Source organism: Sulfitobacter sp. (genome assembly GCF_041552635.1).
Classification (GTDB): Bacteria; Pseudomonadota; Alphaproteobacteria; order Rhodobacterales; family Rhodobacteraceae; genus Sulfitobacter.
In genome coordinates this window covers 13,014-31,622 of record NZ_JBFEKM010000024.1, presented here as the reverse complement: position 1 = coordinate 31,622, position 18,609 = coordinate 13,014, and the positions used below count along the sequence as shown (strand labels likewise).

Sequence of the window (18,609 nt, the reverse complement as noted above, 5' to 3'; positions counted from 1 at the left end):
TTCTTGGACGAGGTCGGCGCAGGCGTGAACCGCACGCTGCTCAATACCATCGGTGACGCGATCATCCGGTTGAACGAGGAACGCGGCTATACCTTTGTGGTCATCGAACACGACATGGATTTCATCGGCCGCCTGTGTGACCCGGTGATCTGCATGGCTGAAGGCAAGGTATTGGCCCAAGGCACCCTGCCCGAGATCAAAGCCAACGAGCAGGTGATCGAAGCGTATCTGGGCACCGGCCTCAAGAACAAGACGGCATGAAGCAGCGCCTGGCCATCCTGACGCTAATCGCCGCGCTCGCGTTGCCGCAGGCCTCCGCAGCCTGCGCGCAACTGTCGGCGGAAGTATGGATGTGCGACCGCGGGACGCCGTGGGAATCTGCGAAATGGGACGTTATCGGCGACGGAAGCACGCGCTATCTGGGTGAAGTGATTTTGAACTTTACCCAAGAATGGCCCGGCCACGAGATCACCGATATGTCCGCCACTTTGGATGAACAATATACGACCTATGCCGAATGGATTGCTGCTGAAAGTGACGTCCCGCCAGAGGTGTTGCAGGTCGACAAGATCGTCACCCCTCAGGGGCTGACCCTGCGGCATTTGCAATATGACGAAATCGACGGTTCGCGCACGATGAGCGCGGTGATGTTGTCGCAAGTCGGCGCGTCGCGCATAATGCTGTACCTTGATACAGCCGATAGCATGCCGTTGGAAGAAATGGAAAAGATGTCCTTCGACGTGGCGATGATGCTGCGTGATACCTGCGCGGATGAAGTGTCCTGCGCCATAGATTACACACCGCCCACCAGCGGCTCCGACTGAAAGTGACTGATATGACTGACCCATACGGCGACCGGGGGAACAAAGACCTGTCGATCGGAAATCCCAAGGGCCAAGGCACAGCGCAGCCTGTAAAACAGGGTGGAAAAAGCCATGCGTCCCCCGGCGGGCCGTTCCTGATTGGCGACGCGATGACCGGCGGTTATGGCAAGGGGCCGGATATTCTGCACGACTGCACAATCGCCGTTGAAAAAGGCGAAATCGCCGTGATCGTCGGCCCCAATGGCGCGGGCAAATCCACAGCGATGAAGGCCGTTTTTGGGATGCTGGACGTGCGCCAGGGCCATGTCCGGCTTGACGGTGAAGACATCACTGCGCTGTCGCCCCAAGACCGCGTGGCCAAAGGCATGGGCTTTGTGCCGCAAACCTCGAATATCTTTACCTCGATGACAGTCGAGGAAAACCTTGAGATGGGTGCCTTTATCCGCCGCGATGATTTCCGCGATACCATGGCGCAGGTTTATGACCTGTTCCCGATCCTCAAGGAAAAGCGCTATCAGGCGGCGGGCGAATTGTCGGGCGGTCAGCGCCAGCAAGTCGCCGTTGGCCGTGCGTTGATGACCCAGCCCAAGGTTTTGATGCTGGATGAACCCACAGCTGGCGTCAGCCCGATCGTGATGGACGAACTGTTTGACCGGATCATCGAAGTTGCCCGCACTGGCATCCCGATCCTGATGGTGGAACAGAACGCCCGGCAAGCCCTTGAAATTGCGGACAAAGGTTATGTTTTGGTGCAGGGCGCAAATGCGTTCACCGGCACAGGAAAAGAACTGCTGAACGATCCCGAAGTCCGCAAATCGTTTCTGGGGGGCTGATGATGCGGCTGATCCTTCCCATAGCACTTGTCGCGTTTTCACCCGCCTTTGCGCAAGTGACCCCGCCCGCCGATGATCACACCGACGGTCACACTGACGGTGCGGCGTCAGAAAACCTGACACTTGAAACTGCGCCGTTCCGGCAGGAAATCGCAATCGCCTGTGATTTCAAAACCGAATGCGTCGAAGACGAGCCCTGCACCGAAACAGAATTCACGCCCCAGATCACAGGGATCGCCGGCGGGCTGACGCCCGATGATCTGGTGGTGCAATCGACCATGGTCACCGATGCAGAGACGGTGGAATTACTGGGCGTGAAATCGGGCATGGCGCTGTCATTGTCGGGGGGCACATTTGCCGCGCGCCATTTGCTAAGCATCACTGAAACCGGTGCCGCCCGCTATACTGTGCACTACGCTGATGGGCCTTTCGTCATCAGCTATTTAGGGACTTGTAACTGATGGATTTTTTGAACGCTTTCGTTGCATTGGCGAATTACGTGTTGGTCCCGGGCATCGCCTATGGCTCGCAACTCGCCCTTGGGGCGCTTGGAGTGACGCTGGTTTACGGCATTTTGCGGTTCTCGAATTTTGCCCATGGCGACACCATGGCGCTTGGGGCGATGTCGGCGGTGCTGATCACGTGGGGGTTTCAGGCGATCGGCCTGCATCTTTGGGTGCTGCCCACGGCGCTGATCGCCCTGCCCTTTGCGATTATGGTTACCATCGGCTTGCTGCTTGGCACCGACAGGTTGGTCTATCGTTTCTACCGCGAGAAGAAAGCCAAGCCTGTGATTTTCGTGATCGTGTCCTTGGGGATCACGTTTATCTACAACGGGATCACGCGGTTTATCATCGGGTCTGACGACAAGAACTTTGCCGATGGTGAACGGTTCATCATTTCTGCACGGACCTTCAAAAAGATGACAGGTCTTGAGGAAGGTCTGGCGATCAAGACGACTCAAGGGCTGACGGTGATAACGGCGATCATCGTGGTCGTGGTGCTGTTCTGGTTCCTGAACAAGACACGGTCGGGGAAATCCATGCGCGCCTATTCAGATAACGAGGATCTGGCGCTGCTGTCCGGCATCAATCCCGAACGTGTTGTGATGATCACATGGATCATTGTCGCCTGCCTCGCGACCACTGCGGGTGTTTTGTACGGTTTGGACAAATCCTTTAAACCTTTCACCTATTTCCAGCTGTTGCTGCCGATTTTCGCATCGGCCATCGTTGGGGGCCTGGGCAATCCGGTCGGGGCCATCGCTGGCGGCTTCGTGATCGCCTTTTCAGAGGTCACCATTACCTATGCGTGGAAAAAAGTATTGGGCTACATGATGCCCGAGGGGCTTGAACCTGACGGTTTGGTGCAGCTGATGTCCACCGACTATAAATTCGCCGTCAGCTTTGTGATCTTACTGATCGTGCTGCTGTTCAAGCCTACGGGTCTTTTCAAGGGGCAATCGGTATGAACGAGACGCTTAGAAATACCGGTCTTTTCGCAATCATTGCCGCATTGATCATTTTCACCGGCTTTCAGCAAAGCTGGAACGCAGCGCTGCTGATCATATCCATGGGATTGATTTCCAGCATCATGGCCTTGGGGGTGAACCTGCAATGGGGCTTTGCGGGTCTGTTTAACGTTGGCATCATGGGGTTTGTCGCCTTGGGCGGTCTTGCCGCGGTGCTGATCAGCATGCCCCCGACCGAAGGCGCGTGGTCCGCGGGCGGCTGGGGTGTTGCAGGTGCGCTGATCATGGGGGCCGCAACGATTGTTGCCGCGATTTTCACGATGAAGCGGATGGCCAAGGGCTGGCTGCGCACGCTGGTGATGCTGGCAATTCTGGTTGGCGGCTTCTTTTTGTTCCGCGCCGTTCTTGATCCGTCGGTTGCAGCCATCGAAGGCATCAACCCTGCGCAAACCGGTTATCTTGGCGGGCTTGGCCTGCCGGTGATCCTTGCCTGGCCTGTGGGCGGGTTGTTCGCTGCTGGCGCTGCCTGGCTGATCGGCAAGACGGCCCTTGGGTTGCGGTCTGATTATCTGGCAATTGCAACGCTGGGCATTGCCGAGATCATCATTGCGGTGCTTAAGAACGAGGACTGGCTGTCGCGCGGTGTGAAGAACGTGATCGGTATTCCGCGCCCTGTGCCCTATGAAATCGACCTGCAAAATAATGTGGGTTTCGTGGAACGTGCCGCCGGGTTTGGTTTGGACCCAGTCGAGGCGTCGACGCTTTGGGTCAAGGTCCTTTATGTCGCGCTGTTTGCTGGCGTGCTGGTGCTTTTGCTATGGCTCAGCCAGCGTGCGCTGAATTCCCCTTGGGGGCGGATGCTGCGTGCAATCCGCGACAACGAGGTCGCCGCCGAGGCCATGGGCAAAGACGTCACCGCACGGCACTTGCAGGTGTTCATCCTCGGGTCAGCCATCTGCGGGATCGCTGGTGCGATGATGACCACGCTGGACAGCCAGTTGACGCCGGGATCCTACCAGCCGCTGCGCTTTACCTTTCTGATCTGGGTGATGGTGATCGTTGGCGGATCGGGCAACAACTTTGGCGCGGTGCTGGGTGGTTTCTTGATGTGGTATCTGTGGGTAATGGTTGAACCCATGGGGCTGTGGCTGATGAACATGATCACGGCCGGCATGTCGGACGGCTATTGGCTGAAGGATCATCTGATTGAATCGGCAGCCCACATGCGGTTGATGACCATGGGGGCGGTTTTGTTGCTGGTTTTGCGGTTTAGCCCGCGTGGATTGATCCCCGAAAAGTAGGTTTTCAGGTGAGATATAGAAAAGGCCTTATCCCAAGGGGGATAAGGCCAGCCTTCGGCGAGGATTTATTTCCATTTGGAATTAAGGGTTAGCGCCCTTTGAACAAGCCGCCCAAGATGCCGCGAACGATGCGGCGCCCTGTGGTGCCTTTGAGCTCCTTGATCACAAGGTTCGCAATGGTGCCGCCGAAACCTTCTTCTGATTTTGTGGTGCGTTTCGAGGTCGAGCGTGTCACCCCTTTACCCGCATAGCGACGGGCGGCGTTGAATTCGCGCAATGCCGGGGTGGCCTCGCTGGCTTCGGCCTCTTGTTCGGCCTGTTCGGCAGCTTTGGCCGCGTCCTCGGCGCGTTTTGTCAGCATTTCAAAGGCGGATTCGCGGTCAAGACGGGTGTTATATTTCGCAGCCATCGGGCTTTGGGCCATAAGCGCGGCGCGCATGGCGGGCGCGATCGGGCCAAGTTGCGAGGACGGCGGGCGGATCAGGGTGCGTTCGACAACGCCGGGGACGCCCTTTTTTTGAAGCATCGATGTGACAGCTTCGCCGACGCCGACCTCGCGGATGGCTTCTTCGGTGTCGAAGCGCGGGTTCTCGCGGTAGGTTTGCGCGGCCATGCGCAGTTCCTTGCGGTCTTTGGCGGTAAAGGCGCGCAAGGCGTGCTGAATCCGGTTGCCAAGCTGGCCCAGAATGTCGTCGGGGACATCGGCAGGGTTTTGAGTGATGAAATAGACGCCAACCCCTTTGGAGCGGATCAGGCGCGCGACCTGTTCGACCTTGTCGATCAGCGCTTTGGGGGCGTCGTCGAACAGCAGGTGCGCTTCGTCAAAGAAGAACACCAGTTTGGGTTTGTCCGGGTCGCCCACCTCGGGGAGCTCTTCGAAGAGTTCAGACAGCAACCACAGCAAGAACGTCGCGTAGAGTTTGGGCGAATTCATCAACTGGTCCGCCGCGAGGATGTTGATGAAACCGCGCCCGTCTGTGTCGGTACGCATCAGATCGCTAAGTTCCAAGGCGGGTTCGCCGAAAAGATCCGCCGCGCCCTGGTTTTCGAGAACAAGCAACCGGCGCTGGATCGTGCCGACCGACGCCGTGGATACGTTGCCGTAGCGCAGTGCCAGAGTTGACGCATTTTCGCCGACCCAGACCAGCAGCGATTGCAGATCCTTGAGATCGAGCAGTGGCAGCCCGTCTTCGTCCGCCACCCGGAATGCAATGTTGAGAATGCCTTCTTGTGCTTCGCTTAAGCCCAGCAACTGACCCAACAGCAGTGGGCCCATTTCGGAAATGGTGGTGCGCACGGGATGGCCCTGTTTGCCGAACATGTCCCAAAACGCGACGGGGAACGCGGCATAGCTGTAGTCGTGGAACCCGATCTTGGATGCGCGCTCCATGAAGGGGCCATGCAATTTATGGGTATCGGATCCGGCATTGGCGAGCCCTGACAAATCGCCCTTTACGTCGGACAGAAACACCGGCACGCCCGCTGCCGAAAACCCTTCGGCGAGAATTTGAAGGGTCACCGTTTTGCCGGTGCCAGTGGCCCCTGCGATCAGGCCGTGGCGGTTGGCATAGCCGATGCTCAGGAATTGCTGCGTGGCGTAATCCTGGCCGCCGCCCCCGATAAAGATATCTTTAGTCACGTGGTCATTATCCTTTAAGGCCCCGCCGATGCGGGCAAAGTGCCGCCAGAGCATACAAACTTAACCTTTGGACGCCATAGTCAAATTGTTCCGGGCCTATTTGTCCTTTCGGCCCGTGAACACTTCCTCCCTGTCAGACTGGCCGTGCCTTCGGGTACGGCCCTTTTTTTGCCCTGGCTGGCAAAGGCTTCAGCTAATCTATCCATCTATATGCATATTTTCCTGTTGACCGTCGGCATCCGCTTTCGTAACGTCCCTTTAATAAGTCGGCCCAGTCCGACGGGGAGAAAAGAAGAACAGGAAAAAGGGCGTTTTGCGCCCTTTTTTCTATTTAGGGATCAGGCGATGTCGTGATCAGCAAGAACTTGCCAGAAACTGTTGGATTTTGTTGGGATCTTGCCTGACAACGCTGATTTAACATGGTAATTAGCGAGAAATTCAACGGATTTGGAACGAGCATGAACAAGTACCTTACGATCCTTCCGCTTTGCACGGCTTTGGTGATGCCAATGACGGGTTTTGCACAGACGGCGACCCCTTCGACAGCAGAAACACCCCCCGCGACAACACAAGCACCAGCTGCCTCGGGCGTTGAGGCGCAATTGAGCATGGGTGACGACGGCGAAGCGACGAGCGACATTGGCAAGCCCTATACCAAAGAAGTTGTAGGGGCCTGGGAAATCCGTTGCATCAAAACCGAAGAAGAGGCCGACCCTTGCCAGATGTACCAGCTGATGGATGACGGTCAGGGCGCGCCTGTTGCAGAATTTTCGCTGTTCCGCCTGCCCGATGGTGGCAAGGCACAGGCCGGTGCAACCGTTGTCGTGCCCCTTGAGACGTCATTGCCTTCGCAACTGAGCGTTGCCGTCGATGGCGGCAAAGAACGCCGCTATCCCTTCGCATTCTGTAACCCGGTCGGATGCTATGTCCGCATGGGTCTGACCGAAGCAGATGTGGCTGCGTTCAAGCGCGGCAAAGAGGCGACAATCACTATCGTCCCTGCCTTGGCACCCGACCAGAAGGTTCAGCTAACGTTGTCGTTGGACGGATTTACGTCAGGCTTTGACAAATCATCCGTGATCGACCGCTAAATTTCGATTACCAGACTATCAAAGGGCCGCCTCTGACCGAGGCGGCCTTTTGTATTTCTGCCCATCCTTTAGATGTTGCCGTTAGAACTTGCGTAGGGCTATGACCGCATTCATGCCCCCAAAAGCAAAGGCGTTGGTCAGCGCCACGGTGACCTTGGCATCGCGGGCAACATTGGGAACCACGTCAAGCGCACAGTCCGGATCGGGTTCCTGATAGCCGATGGTCGGGGCGATCACCCCGTCGCGCAACGCCATGATACAAGCAAGCAATTCAACGGCACCGGTGCCGCCGATCAGATGGCCATGCATGGACTTGGTCGAACTGATCATCACCCGGTCCGCATGGGGGCCAAACACATCGGCCACGGCGGCGCATTCGGTCCGATCATTGGCGGCAGTGCCGGTTCCGTGGGCGTTGATATAGCCGACCTCCTGCGGGTTGATTTGCGCATCCTCCAAGGCACCTGCCATGGCCCGTGCAGCCCCTGCCTTGGATGGCATCACAATGTCGCTCGCATCCGAGGACATGGCGAAACCAGCGACTTCGCACAGGATTTCGGCCCCGCGCGCGCGGGCATGTTCGTATTCCTCGAAGACAAAGATGCCGGCCCCTTCGCCCTGCACCATGCCATTGCGGTTTGCGGAAAACGGGCGGCAGGCATCGCGGCTCATCACGCGCAGGCCTTCCCAGGCTTTGACGCCGCCGAAACACAGCATAGATTCAGAACCGCCTGTCACCATCGCAGGGGCCATGCCCGACCGGATCATCGCAAAAGCCTGCGCCATGGCGTGGTTGGACGACGCGCAGGCGGTCGATACCGTAAAGGACGGCCCCTTGAGGTTATATTCCATGCTGACATGGCTGGCGGCGGCATTGTTCATCAGCTTGGGCACGACAAAGGGATGGACGCGGTTTTTGCCCTCTTCATAGACGGCGCGGTAATTGTCGTCCCATGTGCTGACGCCACCCCCCGCCGTGCCCAGCACCACGCCTGATTTCGCAGCCAGTTCGCCCGAAAACACCAGCCCCGACTGGGCAATGGCTTGCGCTGCGGCGGCAAGGGTGAACTGCGTGAACCGGTCATAGAGCGAGATTTGCTGGCGGTTATAGCGCCCCTCGGCCTCGAAGCCCTTGACCTGCCCCCCGATCCGGATCGACAGCCGTTCAACATCGCGAAAGGCAAGCGGGCCGATACCGCACACGCCTTCGCGCATGGCGGTCAGCGTGTCGGGCACATTCAGGCCAAGCGCGTTGATCGTGCCGGCCCCGGTAATGACCACACGTTTCATGGGTTATCCCTGCTCGGTCTTGAGCCGCCGGATGCCGGCGACGATGCTGGCCACGCTGGAGATATCAAAATCAGAGGTGTCGGGTTGATTGGCGTTGAAAGGCACCGAAATATCAAAGGTTTCTTCGATGGCAAAGATGCTTTCCACAACGCCCATGCTGTCTATGCCTAAATCGCTCAGGGTGCTTTCCAGCGTGACATCGATCGGGTCAAGCATCGCCTGATCGGCAATGATTTCAATGACCTGAGTTTCAATATTCATCTAATACCTCGTCATTCCGGCCTTAGTCATCCACACCGGGAAATTGCTTTTTCAGCGCTGCGATATCGCGGATCAGGCGGGGCAAACGGCGCAACGCCTTATAGCTTTCGATCTGCTTGGCCATTTCGGTCGCGGGATACCCTAACATAGACCGGCCCGCTGGCGCATTCGACATGATCTTGGTGCCGCCGCCTGCAATGACCCCGTCGCCGACAAAGATGTTGTCGCTGACCCCGACCTGCCCGCCCAGCACGACGTTATCGCCGATGGTCGCCGACCCCGCGATGCCCACCTGACCACACAGCAAACAGTTCATCCCAACCACAACATTATGCCCCAAATGCACCTGATTATCGAGCTTGGTGCCATCGCCGATCACCGTGTCACGGATCGTACCGCTGTCAATTGTGCAGTTCATCCCGCATTCGACGTCATTGCCGATGGATACACTGCCCAGTGAATGGATACGCGTCCATTGTTGCGCTTTTGTGTCGCCGCGATCGCCAAGGGTCTTTCGGGTTTGTTCAACTGTGCTGGGTTCCGGCGTGACAAAGGAAAACCCGTCGCCGCCAATGCGTGCACCGGGCTGCGCGATAAAGCGGTCCCCGATCCGGACACGCGCGCCGATGCTGACGTGATCGCGCAGATAGGCGTTGGCCCCCAAGACGGCATCGGTGCCGATATGGCATTGTGGACCAATTACACTGCCCGCCCCGATCCGCGCGCCTGCCGCAATAATCGTCAGGGGTCCAACCGACACATCATCAGCCAGTATCGCGGTGGGATCAATGATCGCAGAGGGGTGAATACCCGTGCCAAACCCCTGCCCCGGATCCATCATTTGTGTCAGCCCCGACATCGCAAAGCGTGGCCTGTCGGGCAGGATCGCCGCCTTCAGGCCCAAACCTTGCCAGTCCGCATCTGTCCAGAGCATCGCCGCCTGTGCTGCCCCTTGCGCAAGGGCTGCGGCGTATTTCGGGTTCATCGCAAGCGCAAGATCATCCGCCCCGGCCTGAGCAGGTTCCGCAAGCTTGGTGATCATCAGCGATGTATCCCCAACGGCGGTCGCCCCCAAGGATGTCGCAATCTGTTGGATGGTATAGCGCATTGGCTGTCTCCCCTTGTCGGGGATGGATTACCCCTGAACGGCGCCCAATGCCACCCCTGCCTTACTAAGCGCATTCCAGATCCGGGCGTCGCGGCCATAGATATCGGCACGATACTGCGTATGACCCCGAGGCGTCGTAAAGGCTGTGCGATAGATCAGATGCACGGGCAATTCGACGTCCAGATGGACAAATGTTTCCTTGCCTGTCGCCAGTTTGGATTTGAAAAACCCAACCGGATCAGAGGTTTGCGCAGCCAGCAAAGTATAGGCAAAGTCGAACGGATCAGCCAGACGCACACAGCCGTGGCTAAACGCGCGCATGTCGCGGGCGAACAGGCTTTTTGAGGGCGTGTCATGTAGGTAGATGTTGTATTTGTTGGGGAAAATGAACTTTACCAATCCCAAAGCATTGGCCCTGCCGGGCCCTTGGCGCATCGAAAACGGGAATGTCCGTTCGGTGTAGCTGCTGAAATTCACCGATCCACGGGGCACGATACGGCCACTGCGATCAATCAGATCAATGTGGCCGGCAGCGTTTGGATTGCGCTTCATCGAGGGCAGATATTCTTTGGTCACGATAGACCGCGGCACATTCCATGTCGGGTTGATCACGATATATTCCATCGTGTCTGAAAATTCCGGGGTATAGCGACCGTCTTCGGTTGCCCCGACGACAGATCGGGTTTCGAATGTGACCCGACCATTGTCGATGATCGCGGCGGTAAATGCGGGGATATTTACCAGAACATGCCGTGCACCGCGTTCCTTGTTCAGCCAGCGTTCCCGCTCCATCGCGACGACGACCGATTTCAGGCGTGTTTCGACGCTTTTGTTCATTTCGGTGATCGTGCCGGGGCCGGCAACGCCATCCGTGTTCAGCCCGTGGTCTTGCTGAAACTCGCGCACAGCCGCCTCGATTGCGCTGTCATAGCTTATGCCATTGGACCGCTTGAGGTAGCCCATTCTGATCAGCCGGTTGCGCAGCGACACAACCGCAGGCCCCTGCGCGCCGGGCTTGAGAGCGGGTGCAGACACCGAAGGACCCCAGCCGCCAGTGGCCAAAAGCTTTTCCATCGCCAGCTTTTCACGCATCAGCGCGTTGTATTCCATGGTGCGGGGGCGCAGGTTGCGCAGGAACGGCATCGGGTCGGATTTAACAAAATCGGTTAGATAGCTTTGACGGTCACGGTACGGGACTTCGCGCACGATCGACGAATCCACCCGTGACGGGATCAGAATGCCAGTTTGCAGATCGCGGGCGTATTGCAGGAAGACGCGGGTCATTTCGACCTCGGCCAAGCCACGATCGCGGGGAGTGCGCGCATTGGCCAGTGTGTTCATCAACCCTTGGGGATCATAGCGTGCGACCGGCAGACCATGCAATTCGGCCGTCTTGATTGCCGCCATCAATGCAGCACGGCGGTCGCGTTGCGTATCATCGGCGTCGGTCCAGATCGGTGCATAGTTGCTGTCGCGGTAATGGGCTGCGATATCTTCGTCGCGCGCGGCGGCCTCGGCAACGGCTTGTTTAAAGGCTGTCACTTGGGCGAATGCTGGACTGGGGGCCGTGAAAAGCATCATCGCAGTGGCCGCAGCCCCCGCAATTAGGGAAAGTTTTATATGAATGCTGGGTATAGCATTGATCATCTTTTGCATCGAATCCCCCGAAACTGCGAATTGAATATGTCGACTAAGGCCAGATGCCACCAGATTTTGTCCAATAACATTCCGCGTGAGGTCACAACTAAGGCTTAGGTGATGCTTATCGGCATCGTGTGTGTTGTAAATATGTACGGCTATCAAGCTTTGCGCAAATTTTCGCCTAAAATTATTGTCACTTGGAACCAAACCGATTCAGCGCTTGGTTAAGGAATCGGGCTATGCAATAAAACCGATGCATATGGGGATAGGCGAAGGCTTCCGTGTAACATCATGGAACAACAGGCAGAAACGGGAAATTAAACATATGACTGGTATAAGTTCTTCGGGCATGACCCGCCGCGCTTTGTTGGGTGCATTTGCTGCGACAACGGTCGCCGCCGCGCCAACGTTTGCAAGCGCAGCTGGTTTTTTGCGTGGCGCTGGCGATATTCGCCGGATCAAGATGTTTTCCGGGCGTACTGGCGAACGCATCGACATGATTTACTGGATCGAAGGCGATTATGTCGCCGACGCGGTCAAGGAAGTGAACCATTTCATGCGCGACTGGCGGACGGATGGCGTTAAATCGATGGATCTGCGTACTGTTGATATTATGGCCGCTGCGCATAACCTGATGGATGTGAATGAACCCTATATGCTGCTGTCCGGCTATCGCAGCCCCAAGACAAATGCGATGCTGCGGTCAAAATCGCGTGGTGTTGCGAAAAATTCACTGCATATGCGGGGACAAGCCGCTGACCTGCGCCTGGCATCGCGTTCGGTAAACCAGATGGCAAAAGCTGCTGTTGCCTGTCGTGGCGGTGGCGTTGGCCGATACTCGGGTTCAAACTTTGTCCACATGGATTGTGGTCAGGTCCGAAGCTGGGGCGGCTGAACACCGAAAATTGAGTGAGATCAAAGCGCCCTTGGGCGCTTTTCTCCTTTTTAGGGTATGCGACTTTTCCATTTCAACGCCCACTCCACACGCAATTATGCTGGCGGAAACCAAGCAAGCGTCAGCACTGCCAGCGCCAAATAGCGCAGGCCCTTGGCAATTGTGATGATTGCCATAAATGACCATAGCGGTTCGCGCAGCATACCGGCGATGACCGTCAACCCGTCCCCGATGATTGGCAGCCAGCTTGCCAACAGCGACCAGCGCCCATAGCGGTGGTACCAACTTTCGGCGCGCGCCATCTGTGCGTCTGTGGCTGGGAACCAGCGTTTATGCTTGAAACGCAGGGCGACCCGGCCGAGCACCCAATTCACAACCGATCCCAAAACATTGCCCACAGTCGCGACAATCAAAAGGATCGTCAGGGAATGCTGGTTGTTCAACATCAAGGCAACCAGCAGCGCTTCGGATTGCATGGGCAGAAAAGTCGCCGCGATAAAGGCCGCAGAGAACAGCCCAAGATAGCCAATCATGCGCGCGTCATCCGATTTGGGGCCAAGTCATTTTGCGTCAAACGCCACGCTCCTTGTTGGATTGGTTGCTGCCTTGCTCATCTTAACGCAGGGTCGTTCTGCCAAACAGTCTTCAAAGCGCCGCAGGTGCGACGGCAGTACCGTAAAAATCATGTGGCAGAAGCCGAATAACCTATTGAAAGTTAACATACGATCTTGATCAGCAGCATAGATGATCTTGTCCGCATCCTTTACCGAACACCATCGCAAATACAGTCCGACAAAATAAAACCGCCGCAAAACAGGGTGTTTTGCGGCGGTGAATGTGTCTGGGAGAAGACGCGTTTTAACGTTTAGCGCAGGGCTTTTGCCTGCGATGCGATGTGGCGGATTTCACCGCGCGCGACACCGATATCGGCCAGGTCGCGGTCGTTCATCGCGGATAATTCTTTATAAGTCTGGCGTACTGCACGCTGGTCGGCACGGTGCGTGGCATAAGCCTCGAACACGTTGCTCAGTTTTCCCATCAGGCCTGCGCCGCGGGGGGCGGTATATGTTGTCGTATAGCTCATTTTGATTTCTCTTTCTCGGTTTTGCGGTGGCATACCCACCGCAATCGGATTGTCTTACGTATTGATATTAGGGTGCTTTCGCGACCAAGCGCTTTGGCTTAGGCTGCTACCACATTGCGTGGCGTGCGCCGGAATGCCGTGGCAACTTTGCGTGTCAACGATGTTGCAAAGGCTGCGATATAGGCGCTGCGCAAGGCGGATGCTTGGCGCAGAATTCGGTCAACGTCGGCAGGTGTGGCGGTTTCGTTTTTCAGTGCGTAGTTCATTTTCAATTTTCCGTTTCTGGGCTTCATTGCCCGTGATCTCCATATGTGCCTGAATGCCTTATGGTGCAAACCATAGGCGGTATGCGCGCGGTGCATGGCTTTTGCGGTCGCGCTGAAATTTGATTTTTGTGTCTAATCAAAGAGGTAAAACTTGGTGAAATCGAACCTACTCCAGCGGGCACCTACTTTTCTCAGGCGACCTTGGCCGGATTGTCGGAAATCGCCGATCACATCCGCATCTCAAAGTGACAGCCGCCCGGCGCGTCGATAAGATGAGCACCATGACTGATCCTGTTTCTTCGATCCGAAATCTCGGACCTGCCTTTGAAAAATCATGCAGCAGCGTTGGTATCAACAGCGCACAACAGCTGCGCGATCTTGGTGCGGATGCCGCATACGAGATGCTTCTGAAATCCGGGCAACGCCCCCATTTTATCGGGTATTATGTGCTCGTCATGGCGCTACAAGGGCGTCCTTGGAATGATTGCAAAGGTGCCGAGAAGGCAGCACTACGGGTCAAATTCGACGGGTTGAAGGCCCGCGCGCATGATCCGAAACTGTCCGAATTTGAACGGATGATGGATATGATCGGGGTGCGCGGCATCAATACTTAGGAACGCAATGGCTCTGGCGGCGTTAGGGTGTCAAACCCCAATAGATTAGGCGTAGAATGCTCAGACCCGAAAACATCGACCGCGATCTTGACCAATTGCAAACGCTCGCGCGGCGTATGGATTACGCCTTTCGTATTCCACTGTTGGGCATCCGGCTGGGCTGGGATTCAATTCTTGGCGTGGTTCCGGGTGTTGGGGATGCGCTGGCGCTTGCCCCTGCCGGTTATATTGTAAAAGAGGCGCATCGTTTGGGGGCCAGCAAGTCCGTTCTTGCCCGCATGGGGGCAAATATCGGCATCGATCTTGTTATCGGTGCGATCCCGCTGGTCGGCGATCTTTTCGACATTGGCTGGAAATCGAACACGCGCAATGTTGCGTTGCTTAGGGACCACCTTGGCAGACCGCCCACCATAGCACTGGATGCAGAGGGGGATTTATCCTCGCACCACCCTACCCTGCGAGGGTGAGGCATAAAAAAAGGCCGCAGTTTCCCGCGACCTTTTCTCGTCATAAAAGCGGTTGGCTTAGCCGACCAATTCAAGACCGGAAAAGAAATACGCGATTTCAATTGCCGCTGCTTCAGGTGCATCCGACCCGTGGACCGAGTTTTCGCCAACTGATTCAGCAAACTCAGCGCGGATTGTTCCGGCTGCTGCGTCGCTTGGGTTGGTTGCGCCCATCACTTCGCGGTTTTTCGCGATGGCGTTTTCGCCTTCCAGAACCTGCGCAACGATTGGCGCGGACGCCATAAATTCGCACAGTTCGTCATAGAAGGGACGCTCGGCGTGCACTTTGTAGAACTCACCGGCTTGTCCTTTTGTCAGGTGAATACGCTTGCTTGCAACGATACGCAGGCCTGCGTCTTCGAATTTCTTTACAATAGCGCCGGTCAGGTTGCGGCGTGTTGCGTCTGGTTTGATGATCGAGAATGTGCGCTCAAGGGCCATGATAGCTCTCCTATAGGGGGTTAATTTGGCCGCTCCCTAGCATGGTGATTGCCGCGTGAAAAGGCGCGATTGACGCGGGGCCAGACATGGTTCACACCGCGCCCATGTTACGCATTTCAGAAATCAACTATTCCGTCGAAGGCCGCCCCTTGTTTGAGGAGGCCAGCGCCGTCATTCCCGAAGGTCATAAAGTGGGCCTCGTCGGCCGCAATGGCGCGGGCAAAACCACATTGTTCCGCATCATTCGCGGGGAATTGGGGCTGGACGCGGGCGATATCTCCCTGCCGTCGCGCGCCAAAATTGGCGGTGTCGCCCAAGAGGTGCCGTCGTCGGACGTGTCTCTGATCGACACCGTACTTGCGGCAGATGTCGAACGCGCGTCCCTCATGGCCGAAGCCGAAACCACCAAAGACCCTGCCCGCATCGCCGAGGTGCAAACCCGTCTTGCAGACATCGACGCATGGTCCGCCGAAGGGCGCGCTGCGGCGATCCTTAAGGGGCTAGGCTTTGATGATCACGACCAGCAACAGCCCTGTTCCGCCTATTCCGGCGGCTGGCGCATGCGTGTGGCGTTGGCCGGTGTCCTTTTTGCGCAGCCCGATCTGCTGCTGCTCGATGAACCGACCAACTATCTCGACCTTGAAGGCGCGTTGTGGCTTGAAAACTATCTGTCCAAATACCCGCACACCGTGATCATCATCAGCCACGACCGTGGCCTGTTGAACCGTGCCGTCGGTGGCATCTTGCACCTCGAAGACCGCAAACTGACCTATTACCAGGGCAACTACGACCAGTTCGCAAAAATGCGCGCTGAAAAACGGGCGCAGCTTTCGGCCGCCGCGAAAAAGCAGCAGGCGCACAAGGCGCACATGCAGGCCTTCGTGGACCGCTTTAAGGCCAAGGCGTCCAAGGCCAAGCAGGCACAATCGCGGATGAAGGCCATCGAAAAGATGGTAACTATTACGCCGCCCGAAGAAGCCGCGCGCAAGGTGTTCACCTTTCCGCAGCCCGATGAATTGTCGCCTCCGATCATCAGCATCGAAGGTGGATCGACGGGCTATACCGAAGGTCAGCCCGTGCTGTCGCGCCTTAACCTGCGTATCGATCAGGACGACCGGATCGCGCTGCTGGGCAGAAACGGTCAGGGCAAATCAACCCTGTCGAAACTGCTGTCCAATCGTCTGGTCCTGTTCGAAGGCAAGGCCGTCAACTCCAATAAACTGCGCATCGGTTTCTTCGCCCAGCATCAGGTCGACGAACTGATCATCAACGAAACCCCTTTGCAGCACATGATCACTGCCCGCCCCGGCGTAATGCAGTCGAAACTGCGTGCGCAATTGGCGGGTTTCGGCCTTGGTCCCGACCAAGCTGATACCGAAGTCGGCCGCCTGTCGGGGGGGCAAAAGGCCCGCCTGTCGCTGCTGCTTGCGACGCTTGACGCGCCTCACTTGCTGATCCTCGATGAACCGACCAACCACCTCGACATCGAATCCCGCGAGGCGCTGGTCGAAGCGCTGACACGTTACAGCGGTGCTGTGATCCTTGTCAGCCATGACATGCACCTGCTGTCGATGGTGGCAGACCGTCTGTGGCTGGTATCCGATGGCACGGTGAAACCCTACGAGGATGACCTTGAAGCGTATCGCAAAATGCTGCTGACCGTCGAAAAGCCTGTTAGCCGCAATGCAAAACCTGTCAAAGAAGCGCCGAAACCCAAGCGCGCCACCCGAGAAGACATCCTTGCACTGCGCTCCGAAGTGCGCACCGCCGAAGCCCGCGTGACGAAAATCAACGACATGCGCGATAAGCTGGCCAAGAAACTTGCCGACCCGGCCCTTTACGAAAAGGACAAAGTCGGCGAACTTGAAGTCTGGAACAAAAAATACGCCGAAGTCATGGCCGCCCTTGAACGCGCCGAATCCATCTGGATGGCTGCACTCGAAAAGCTTGAAACAGCGTCTGCCTAAGACTTCTCTGGCTCACAAATATCCCGGGAAATGGTATTTAGACACCATTTCTCTAGTGAAATGGACGGGGCTGGCCCCCGGTGACAGCATATGATGACACTCGACATCGCCTTTATGATCACGGCTTTTGCCACGATGATCGTCATCATTGACCCTTTTGCGATCGGGCCGATGTTTCTGGCCCTGACCCCGGGTATGACACCTGTTCAACGCCGCCGTATCGCGTGGCGCGGTGTGTTTATTGCAGGGTTGATCCTGCTGGTCTTTGCTGCCTTCGGCGAAGCCGTTCTGGGATTCATCGGCATCTCGATGCCCGCCTTCCGCGTGGCGGGTGGGATTTTGCTGTTTCTGACCGCGCTTGAAATGCTGTTTGACCGCCGGACCAAACGGCGTGAACAAAACACGACGGATCCGGATCATGATCCTGACGATCATGATGACCCTTCGGTCTTTCCGCTGGCCATTCCGCTGATCGCGGGCCCCGGTGCAATCGCCTCTGTGATCCTTTTGACCGGTGAAAAACCCGGTGTCGAAGGGTTCATTACCGTGATGGGCATCACCTTTGCAGTGCTTGTTCTGATGGGGCTGACGATGCAGGCCAGCGGCTATCTTGAACGGGCCTTGGGCAAGGTCGGGATCAATGTCATCACCCGCCTGCTTGGCATGCTGCTGGCTGCACTTTCGGTACAATTCGTGCTTGATGGGCTTAGCGCGTTTGGTTTTGGGCCGGGCGCGGGCTGACAAACCGCGCAACACTCCCCATATATGCACTGCGTCCAAGGGGAAAACACCATGCCAGAGATTGAAACAGGCCGTCTGATCTATCTGTTGCTGCTATTGTTGATGGTCGCAGGGTGGTTTTTCATGCAGTCCCGCGAAGGGTTGAACAAGACTCTGCAACAGGCGGCCGTCTGGGGCATGATTTTCGTCGGTGTTGCAGCAGGTTACGGGCTTTGGGGCGATATCAGCCGCAGTTCGGCACTGCCACAGCAACGCTTCGAGGCCGGCATCGGCAGCGTCACCATACCACGCGCTCGCGACGGACATTATTATCTGACGGCGCAGATCAACGGCGCGGCCATTCGCTTTGTGGTGGACACGGGGGCCACGGATATGGTGCTGACCCGTGACGACGCCCAGCGTGTCGGTCTTGCACCCGATGCACTGAATTATCTGGGGCGGGCCAATACTGCCAATGGCGAGGTCCGCACCGCCTTTGTGCGCCTGAACGAGGTCCAGCTGGGACAGGTCCGCGATTTTGATGTCCCCGCAGTGGTGAATGATGGCGAGATGCAGCAAAGCCTGCTTGGCATGGGATATCTGCAACGCTGGGGGCGGATTGAAATCGCGAATAACGAACTGGTCTTGACGCGGTAA

At 56.9% G+C, this 18,609-nt stretch carries 21 protein-coding genes and 1 pseudogene; 13 read left to right on the top strand and 9 right to left on the bottom strand.

The genetic code is table 11. The features are described 5' to 3' along the window. The 6 genes and pseudogenes from ABYT07_RS04620 to ABYT07_RS04595 all read left to right on the top strand — a co-directional run. Nucleotides 1-261, top strand: a pseudogene (locus tag ABYT07_RS04620) (ABC transporter ATP-binding protein); the annotation flags it as partial. Then, nucleotides 258-824, top strand: coding sequence for a hypothetical protein (locus tag ABYT07_RS04615; RefSeq protein ID WP_372989798.1), 567 nt, complete (start codon nucleotides 258-260; stop codon nucleotides 822-824). The pseudogene ABYT07_RS04620 and the gene ABYT07_RS04615, both read left to right, overlap by 4 nt. Nucleotides 825-835: 11 nt before the next feature. Continuing rightward, entirely contained in the window at nucleotides 836-1,657 is an 822-nt protein-coding gene (locus tag ABYT07_RS04610; RefSeq protein WP_372989797.1) for an ABC transporter ATP-binding protein, read from the top strand. Next, the gene (locus ABYT07_RS04605; protein WP_372989796.1) at nucleotides 1,657-2,118 is read left to right on the top strand and encodes a hypothetical protein; all 462 of its coding nucleotides are present in this window, start codon (nucleotides 1,657-1,659) and stop codon (nucleotides 2,116-2,118) included. The genes ABYT07_RS04610 and ABYT07_RS04605 overlap by 1 nt, the downstream gene beginning before the upstream one ends. After that, a complete protein-coding gene (locus ABYT07_RS04600) occupies nucleotides 2,118-3,128 on the top strand; it encodes a branched-chain amino acid ABC transporter permease (RefSeq protein ID WP_372989795.1) in 1,011 nt (336 codons plus the stop codon). The genes ABYT07_RS04605 and ABYT07_RS04600 overlap by 1 nt, the downstream gene beginning before the upstream one ends. Then, nucleotides 3,125-4,429 (top strand): branched-chain amino acid ABC transporter permease, encoded by a 1,305-nt coding sequence (locus ABYT07_RS04595; protein WP_372989794.1) that lies wholly within the window; start codon nucleotides 3,125-3,127, stop codon nucleotides 4,427-4,429. Before ABYT07_RS04600 ends, ABYT07_RS04595 begins: the two co-directional genes overlap by 4 nt. Nucleotides 4,430-4,517: 88 nt before the next feature. Here ABYT07_RS04595 and ABYT07_RS04590 read toward each other — a convergent pair whose 3' ends face one another. Continuing rightward, nucleotides 4,518-6,068, bottom strand: a complete 1,551-nt coding sequence (locus ABYT07_RS04590; protein WP_372989793.1) for a helicase HerA-like domain-containing protein — start codon at nucleotides 6,066-6,068, stop codon at nucleotides 4,518-4,520. A 458-nt stretch (nucleotides 6,069-6,526) separates the two neighbouring features. Between ABYT07_RS04590 and ABYT07_RS04585 the strand changes: the two genes are divergently transcribed. After that, nucleotides 6,527-7,159, top strand: coding sequence for an invasion associated locus B family protein (locus tag ABYT07_RS04585; RefSeq protein ID WP_372989792.1), 633 nt, complete (start codon nucleotides 6,527-6,529; stop codon nucleotides 7,157-7,159). Nucleotides 7,160-7,240: 81 nt separating this feature from the next. Here ABYT07_RS04585 and ABYT07_RS04580 read toward each other — a convergent pair whose 3' ends face one another. From ABYT07_RS04580 to ABYT07_RS04565, 4 genes are read right to left on the bottom strand one after another with little or no spacing between them, the layout of a single operon-like run. After that, the gene (locus ABYT07_RS04580; protein WP_372989790.1) at nucleotides 7,241-8,449 is read right to left on the bottom strand and encodes a beta-ketoacyl synthase; all 1,209 of its coding nucleotides are present in this window, start codon (nucleotides 8,447-8,449) and stop codon (nucleotides 7,241-7,243) included. 3 nt (nucleotides 8,450-8,452) lie between these two features. Next, nucleotides 8,453-8,710 (bottom strand): acyl carrier protein, encoded by a 258-nt coding sequence (locus ABYT07_RS04575; protein WP_372989788.1) that lies wholly within the window; start codon nucleotides 8,708-8,710, stop codon nucleotides 8,453-8,455. 22 nt (nucleotides 8,711-8,732) lie between these two features. Continuing rightward, nucleotides 8,733-9,818, bottom strand: coding sequence for a UDP-3-O-(3-hydroxymyristoyl)glucosamine N-acyltransferase (gene lpxD, locus ABYT07_RS04570; protein WP_372989786.1), 1,086 nt, complete (start codon nucleotides 9,816-9,818; stop codon nucleotides 8,733-8,735). Nucleotides 9,819-9,845: 27 nt separating this feature from the next. Then, entirely contained in the window at nucleotides 9,846-11,465 is a 1,620-nt protein-coding gene (locus ABYT07_RS04565; protein ID WP_372989802.1) for a murein L,D-transpeptidase, read from the bottom strand. Between the two features lie 319 nt (nucleotides 11,466-11,784). Between ABYT07_RS04565 and ABYT07_RS04560 the strand changes: the two genes are divergently transcribed. Further along, nucleotides 11,785-12,354 carry a YcbK family protein gene (locus ABYT07_RS04560; protein WP_372989784.1) on the top strand — a complete coding sequence of 190 codons (570 nt, stop codon included), beginning with the start codon at nucleotides 11,785-11,787 and terminating at the stop codon, nucleotides 12,352-12,354. Between the two features lie 95 nt (nucleotides 12,355-12,449). Here the strand turns inward: ABYT07_RS04560 and ABYT07_RS04555 are convergent, their stop codons facing one another. The 3 genes from ABYT07_RS04555 to ABYT07_RS04545 all read right to left on the bottom strand — a co-directional run bounded on the left by ABYT07_RS04555 (nucleotide 12,450) and on the right by ABYT07_RS04545 (nucleotide 13,704). Then, entirely contained in the window at nucleotides 12,450-12,887 is a 438-nt protein-coding gene (locus ABYT07_RS04555) for a YqaA family protein (protein WP_372989782.1), read from the bottom strand. Nucleotides 12,888-13,219: 332 nt separating this feature from the next. Then, complete coding sequence (locus tag ABYT07_RS04550; RefSeq protein ID WP_372989780.1) at nucleotides 13,220-13,438, bottom strand: DUF1127 domain-containing protein; 219 nt, start codon at nucleotides 13,436-13,438, stop codon at nucleotides 13,220-13,222. Nucleotides 13,439-13,536: 98 nt separating this feature from the next. Then, nucleotides 13,537-13,704, bottom strand: a complete 168-nt coding sequence (locus ABYT07_RS04545; RefSeq protein ID WP_372989778.1) for an RSP_7527 family protein — start codon at nucleotides 13,702-13,704, stop codon at nucleotides 13,537-13,539. A gap of 281 nt (nucleotides 13,705-13,985) precedes the next feature. On the opposite strand from ABYT07_RS04545, the gene ABYT07_RS04540 reads away from it, so the two are divergent. Continuing rightward, the gene (locus tag ABYT07_RS04540) at nucleotides 13,986-14,318 is read left to right on the top strand and encodes a TfoX/Sxy family DNA transformation protein (protein ID WP_372989777.1); all 333 of its coding nucleotides are present in this window, start codon (nucleotides 13,986-13,988) and stop codon (nucleotides 14,316-14,318) included. A gap of 56 nt (nucleotides 14,319-14,374) precedes the next feature. Then, the gene (locus tag ABYT07_RS04535; RefSeq protein WP_372989775.1) at nucleotides 14,375-14,785 is read left to right on the top strand and encodes a DUF4112 domain-containing protein; all 411 of its coding nucleotides are present in this window, start codon (nucleotides 14,375-14,377) and stop codon (nucleotides 14,783-14,785) included. A 57-nt stretch (nucleotides 14,786-14,842) separates the two neighbouring features. On the opposite strand, the gene ndk is transcribed toward ABYT07_RS04535, so the two are convergent. Continuing rightward, nucleotides 14,843-15,265 (bottom strand): nucleoside-diphosphate kinase, encoded by a 423-nt coding sequence (ndk, locus tag ABYT07_RS04530; protein WP_372989774.1) that lies wholly within the window; start codon nucleotides 15,263-15,265, stop codon nucleotides 14,843-14,845. 104 nt (nucleotides 15,266-15,369) lie between these two features. Between ndk and ABYT07_RS04525 the strand changes: the two genes are divergently transcribed. The 3 genes from ABYT07_RS04525 to ABYT07_RS04515 all read left to right on the top strand — a co-directional run bounded on the left by ABYT07_RS04525 (nucleotide 15,370) and on the right by ABYT07_RS04515 (nucleotide 18,609). Continuing rightward, nucleotides 15,370-17,232 (top strand): ABC-F family ATP-binding cassette domain-containing protein, encoded by a 1,863-nt coding sequence (locus tag ABYT07_RS04525; protein ID WP_372989801.1) that lies wholly within the window; start codon nucleotides 15,370-15,372, stop codon nucleotides 17,230-17,232. Nucleotides 17,233-17,325: 93 nt separating this feature from the next. Next, on the top strand, nucleotides 17,326-17,973 hold the full coding sequence (locus ABYT07_RS04520; protein WP_372989800.1) for a MarC family protein: 648 nt from the start codon (nucleotides 17,326-17,328) through the stop codon (nucleotides 17,971-17,973). Between the two features lie 51 nt (nucleotides 17,974-18,024). Beyond that, a complete protein-coding gene (locus tag ABYT07_RS04515; RefSeq protein ID WP_372989772.1) occupies nucleotides 18,025-18,609 on the top strand; it encodes a TIGR02281 family clan AA aspartic protease in 585 nt (194 codons plus the stop codon).

Bases quoted from the DNA above. Each gene is read 5' to 3' on its own strand.
- ABYT07_RS04615 (WP_372989798.1), top strand. From the start codon at position 258: ATGAAGCAGCGCCTGGCCATCCTGACGCTAATCGCCGCGCTCGCGTTG.
- ABYT07_RS04610 (WP_372989797.1), top strand. From the start codon at position 836: ATGACTGACCCATACGGCGACCGGGGGAACAAAGACCTGTCGATCGGA.
- ABYT07_RS04605 (WP_372989796.1), top strand. From the start codon at position 1,657: ATGATGCGGCTGATCCTTCCCATAGCACTTGTCGCGTTTTCACCCGCC.
- ABYT07_RS04600 (WP_372989795.1), top strand. From the start codon at position 2,118: ATGGATTTTTTGAACGCTTTCGTTGCATTGGCGAATTACGTGTTGGTC.
- ABYT07_RS04595 (WP_372989794.1), top strand. From the start codon at position 3,125: ATGAACGAGACGCTTAGAAATACCGGTCTTTTCGCAATCATTGCCGCA.
- ABYT07_RS04585 (WP_372989792.1), top strand. From the start codon at position 6,527: ATGAACAAGTACCTTACGATCCTTCCGCTTTGCACGGCTTTGGTGATG.
- ABYT07_RS04580 (WP_372989790.1), bottom strand. From the start codon at position 8,449: ATGAAACGTGTGGTCATTACCGGGGCCGGCACGATCAACGCGCTTGGC.
- ABYT07_RS04575 (WP_372989788.1), bottom strand. From the start codon at position 8,710: ATGAATATTGAAACTCAGGTCATTGAAATCATTGCCGATCAGGCGATG.
- lpxD (WP_372989786.1), bottom strand. From the start codon at position 9,818: ATGCGCTATACCATCCAACAGATTGCGACATCCTTGGGGGCGACCGCC.
- ABYT07_RS04565 (WP_372989802.1), bottom strand. From the start codon at position 11,465: ATGATCAATGCTATACCCAGCATTCATATAAAACTTTCCCTAATTGCG.
- ABYT07_RS04560 (WP_372989784.1), top strand. From the start codon at position 11,785: ATGACTGGTATAAGTTCTTCGGGCATGACCCGCCGCGCTTTGTTGGGT.
- ABYT07_RS04555 (WP_372989782.1), bottom strand. From the start codon at position 12,887: ATGATTGGCTATCTTGGGCTGTTCTCTGCGGCCTTTATCGCGGCGACT.
- ABYT07_RS04550 (WP_372989780.1), bottom strand. From the start codon at position 13,438: ATGAGCTATACGACAACATATACCGCCCCCCGCGGCGCAGGCCTGATG.
- ABYT07_RS04545 (WP_372989778.1), bottom strand. From the start codon at position 13,704: ATGAACTACGCACTGAAAAACGAAACCGCCACACCTGCCGACGTTGAC.
- ABYT07_RS04540 (WP_372989777.1), top strand. From the start codon at position 13,986: ATGACTGATCCTGTTTCTTCGATCCGAAATCTCGGACCTGCCTTTGAA.
- ABYT07_RS04535 (WP_372989775.1), top strand. From the start codon at position 14,375: ATGCTCAGACCCGAAAACATCGACCGCGATCTTGACCAATTGCAAACG.
- ndk (WP_372989774.1), bottom strand. From the start codon at position 15,265: ATGGCCCTTGAGCGCACATTCTCGATCATCAAACCAGACGCAACACGC.
- ABYT07_RS04525 (WP_372989801.1), top strand. From the start codon at position 15,370: ATGTTACGCATTTCAGAAATCAACTATTCCGTCGAAGGCCGCCCCTTG.
- ABYT07_RS04520 (WP_372989800.1), top strand. From the start codon at position 17,326: ATGACACTCGACATCGCCTTTATGATCACGGCTTTTGCCACGATGATC.
- ABYT07_RS04515 (WP_372989772.1), top strand. From the start codon at position 18,025: ATGCCAGAGATTGAAACAGGCCGTCTGATCTATCTGTTGCTGCTATTG.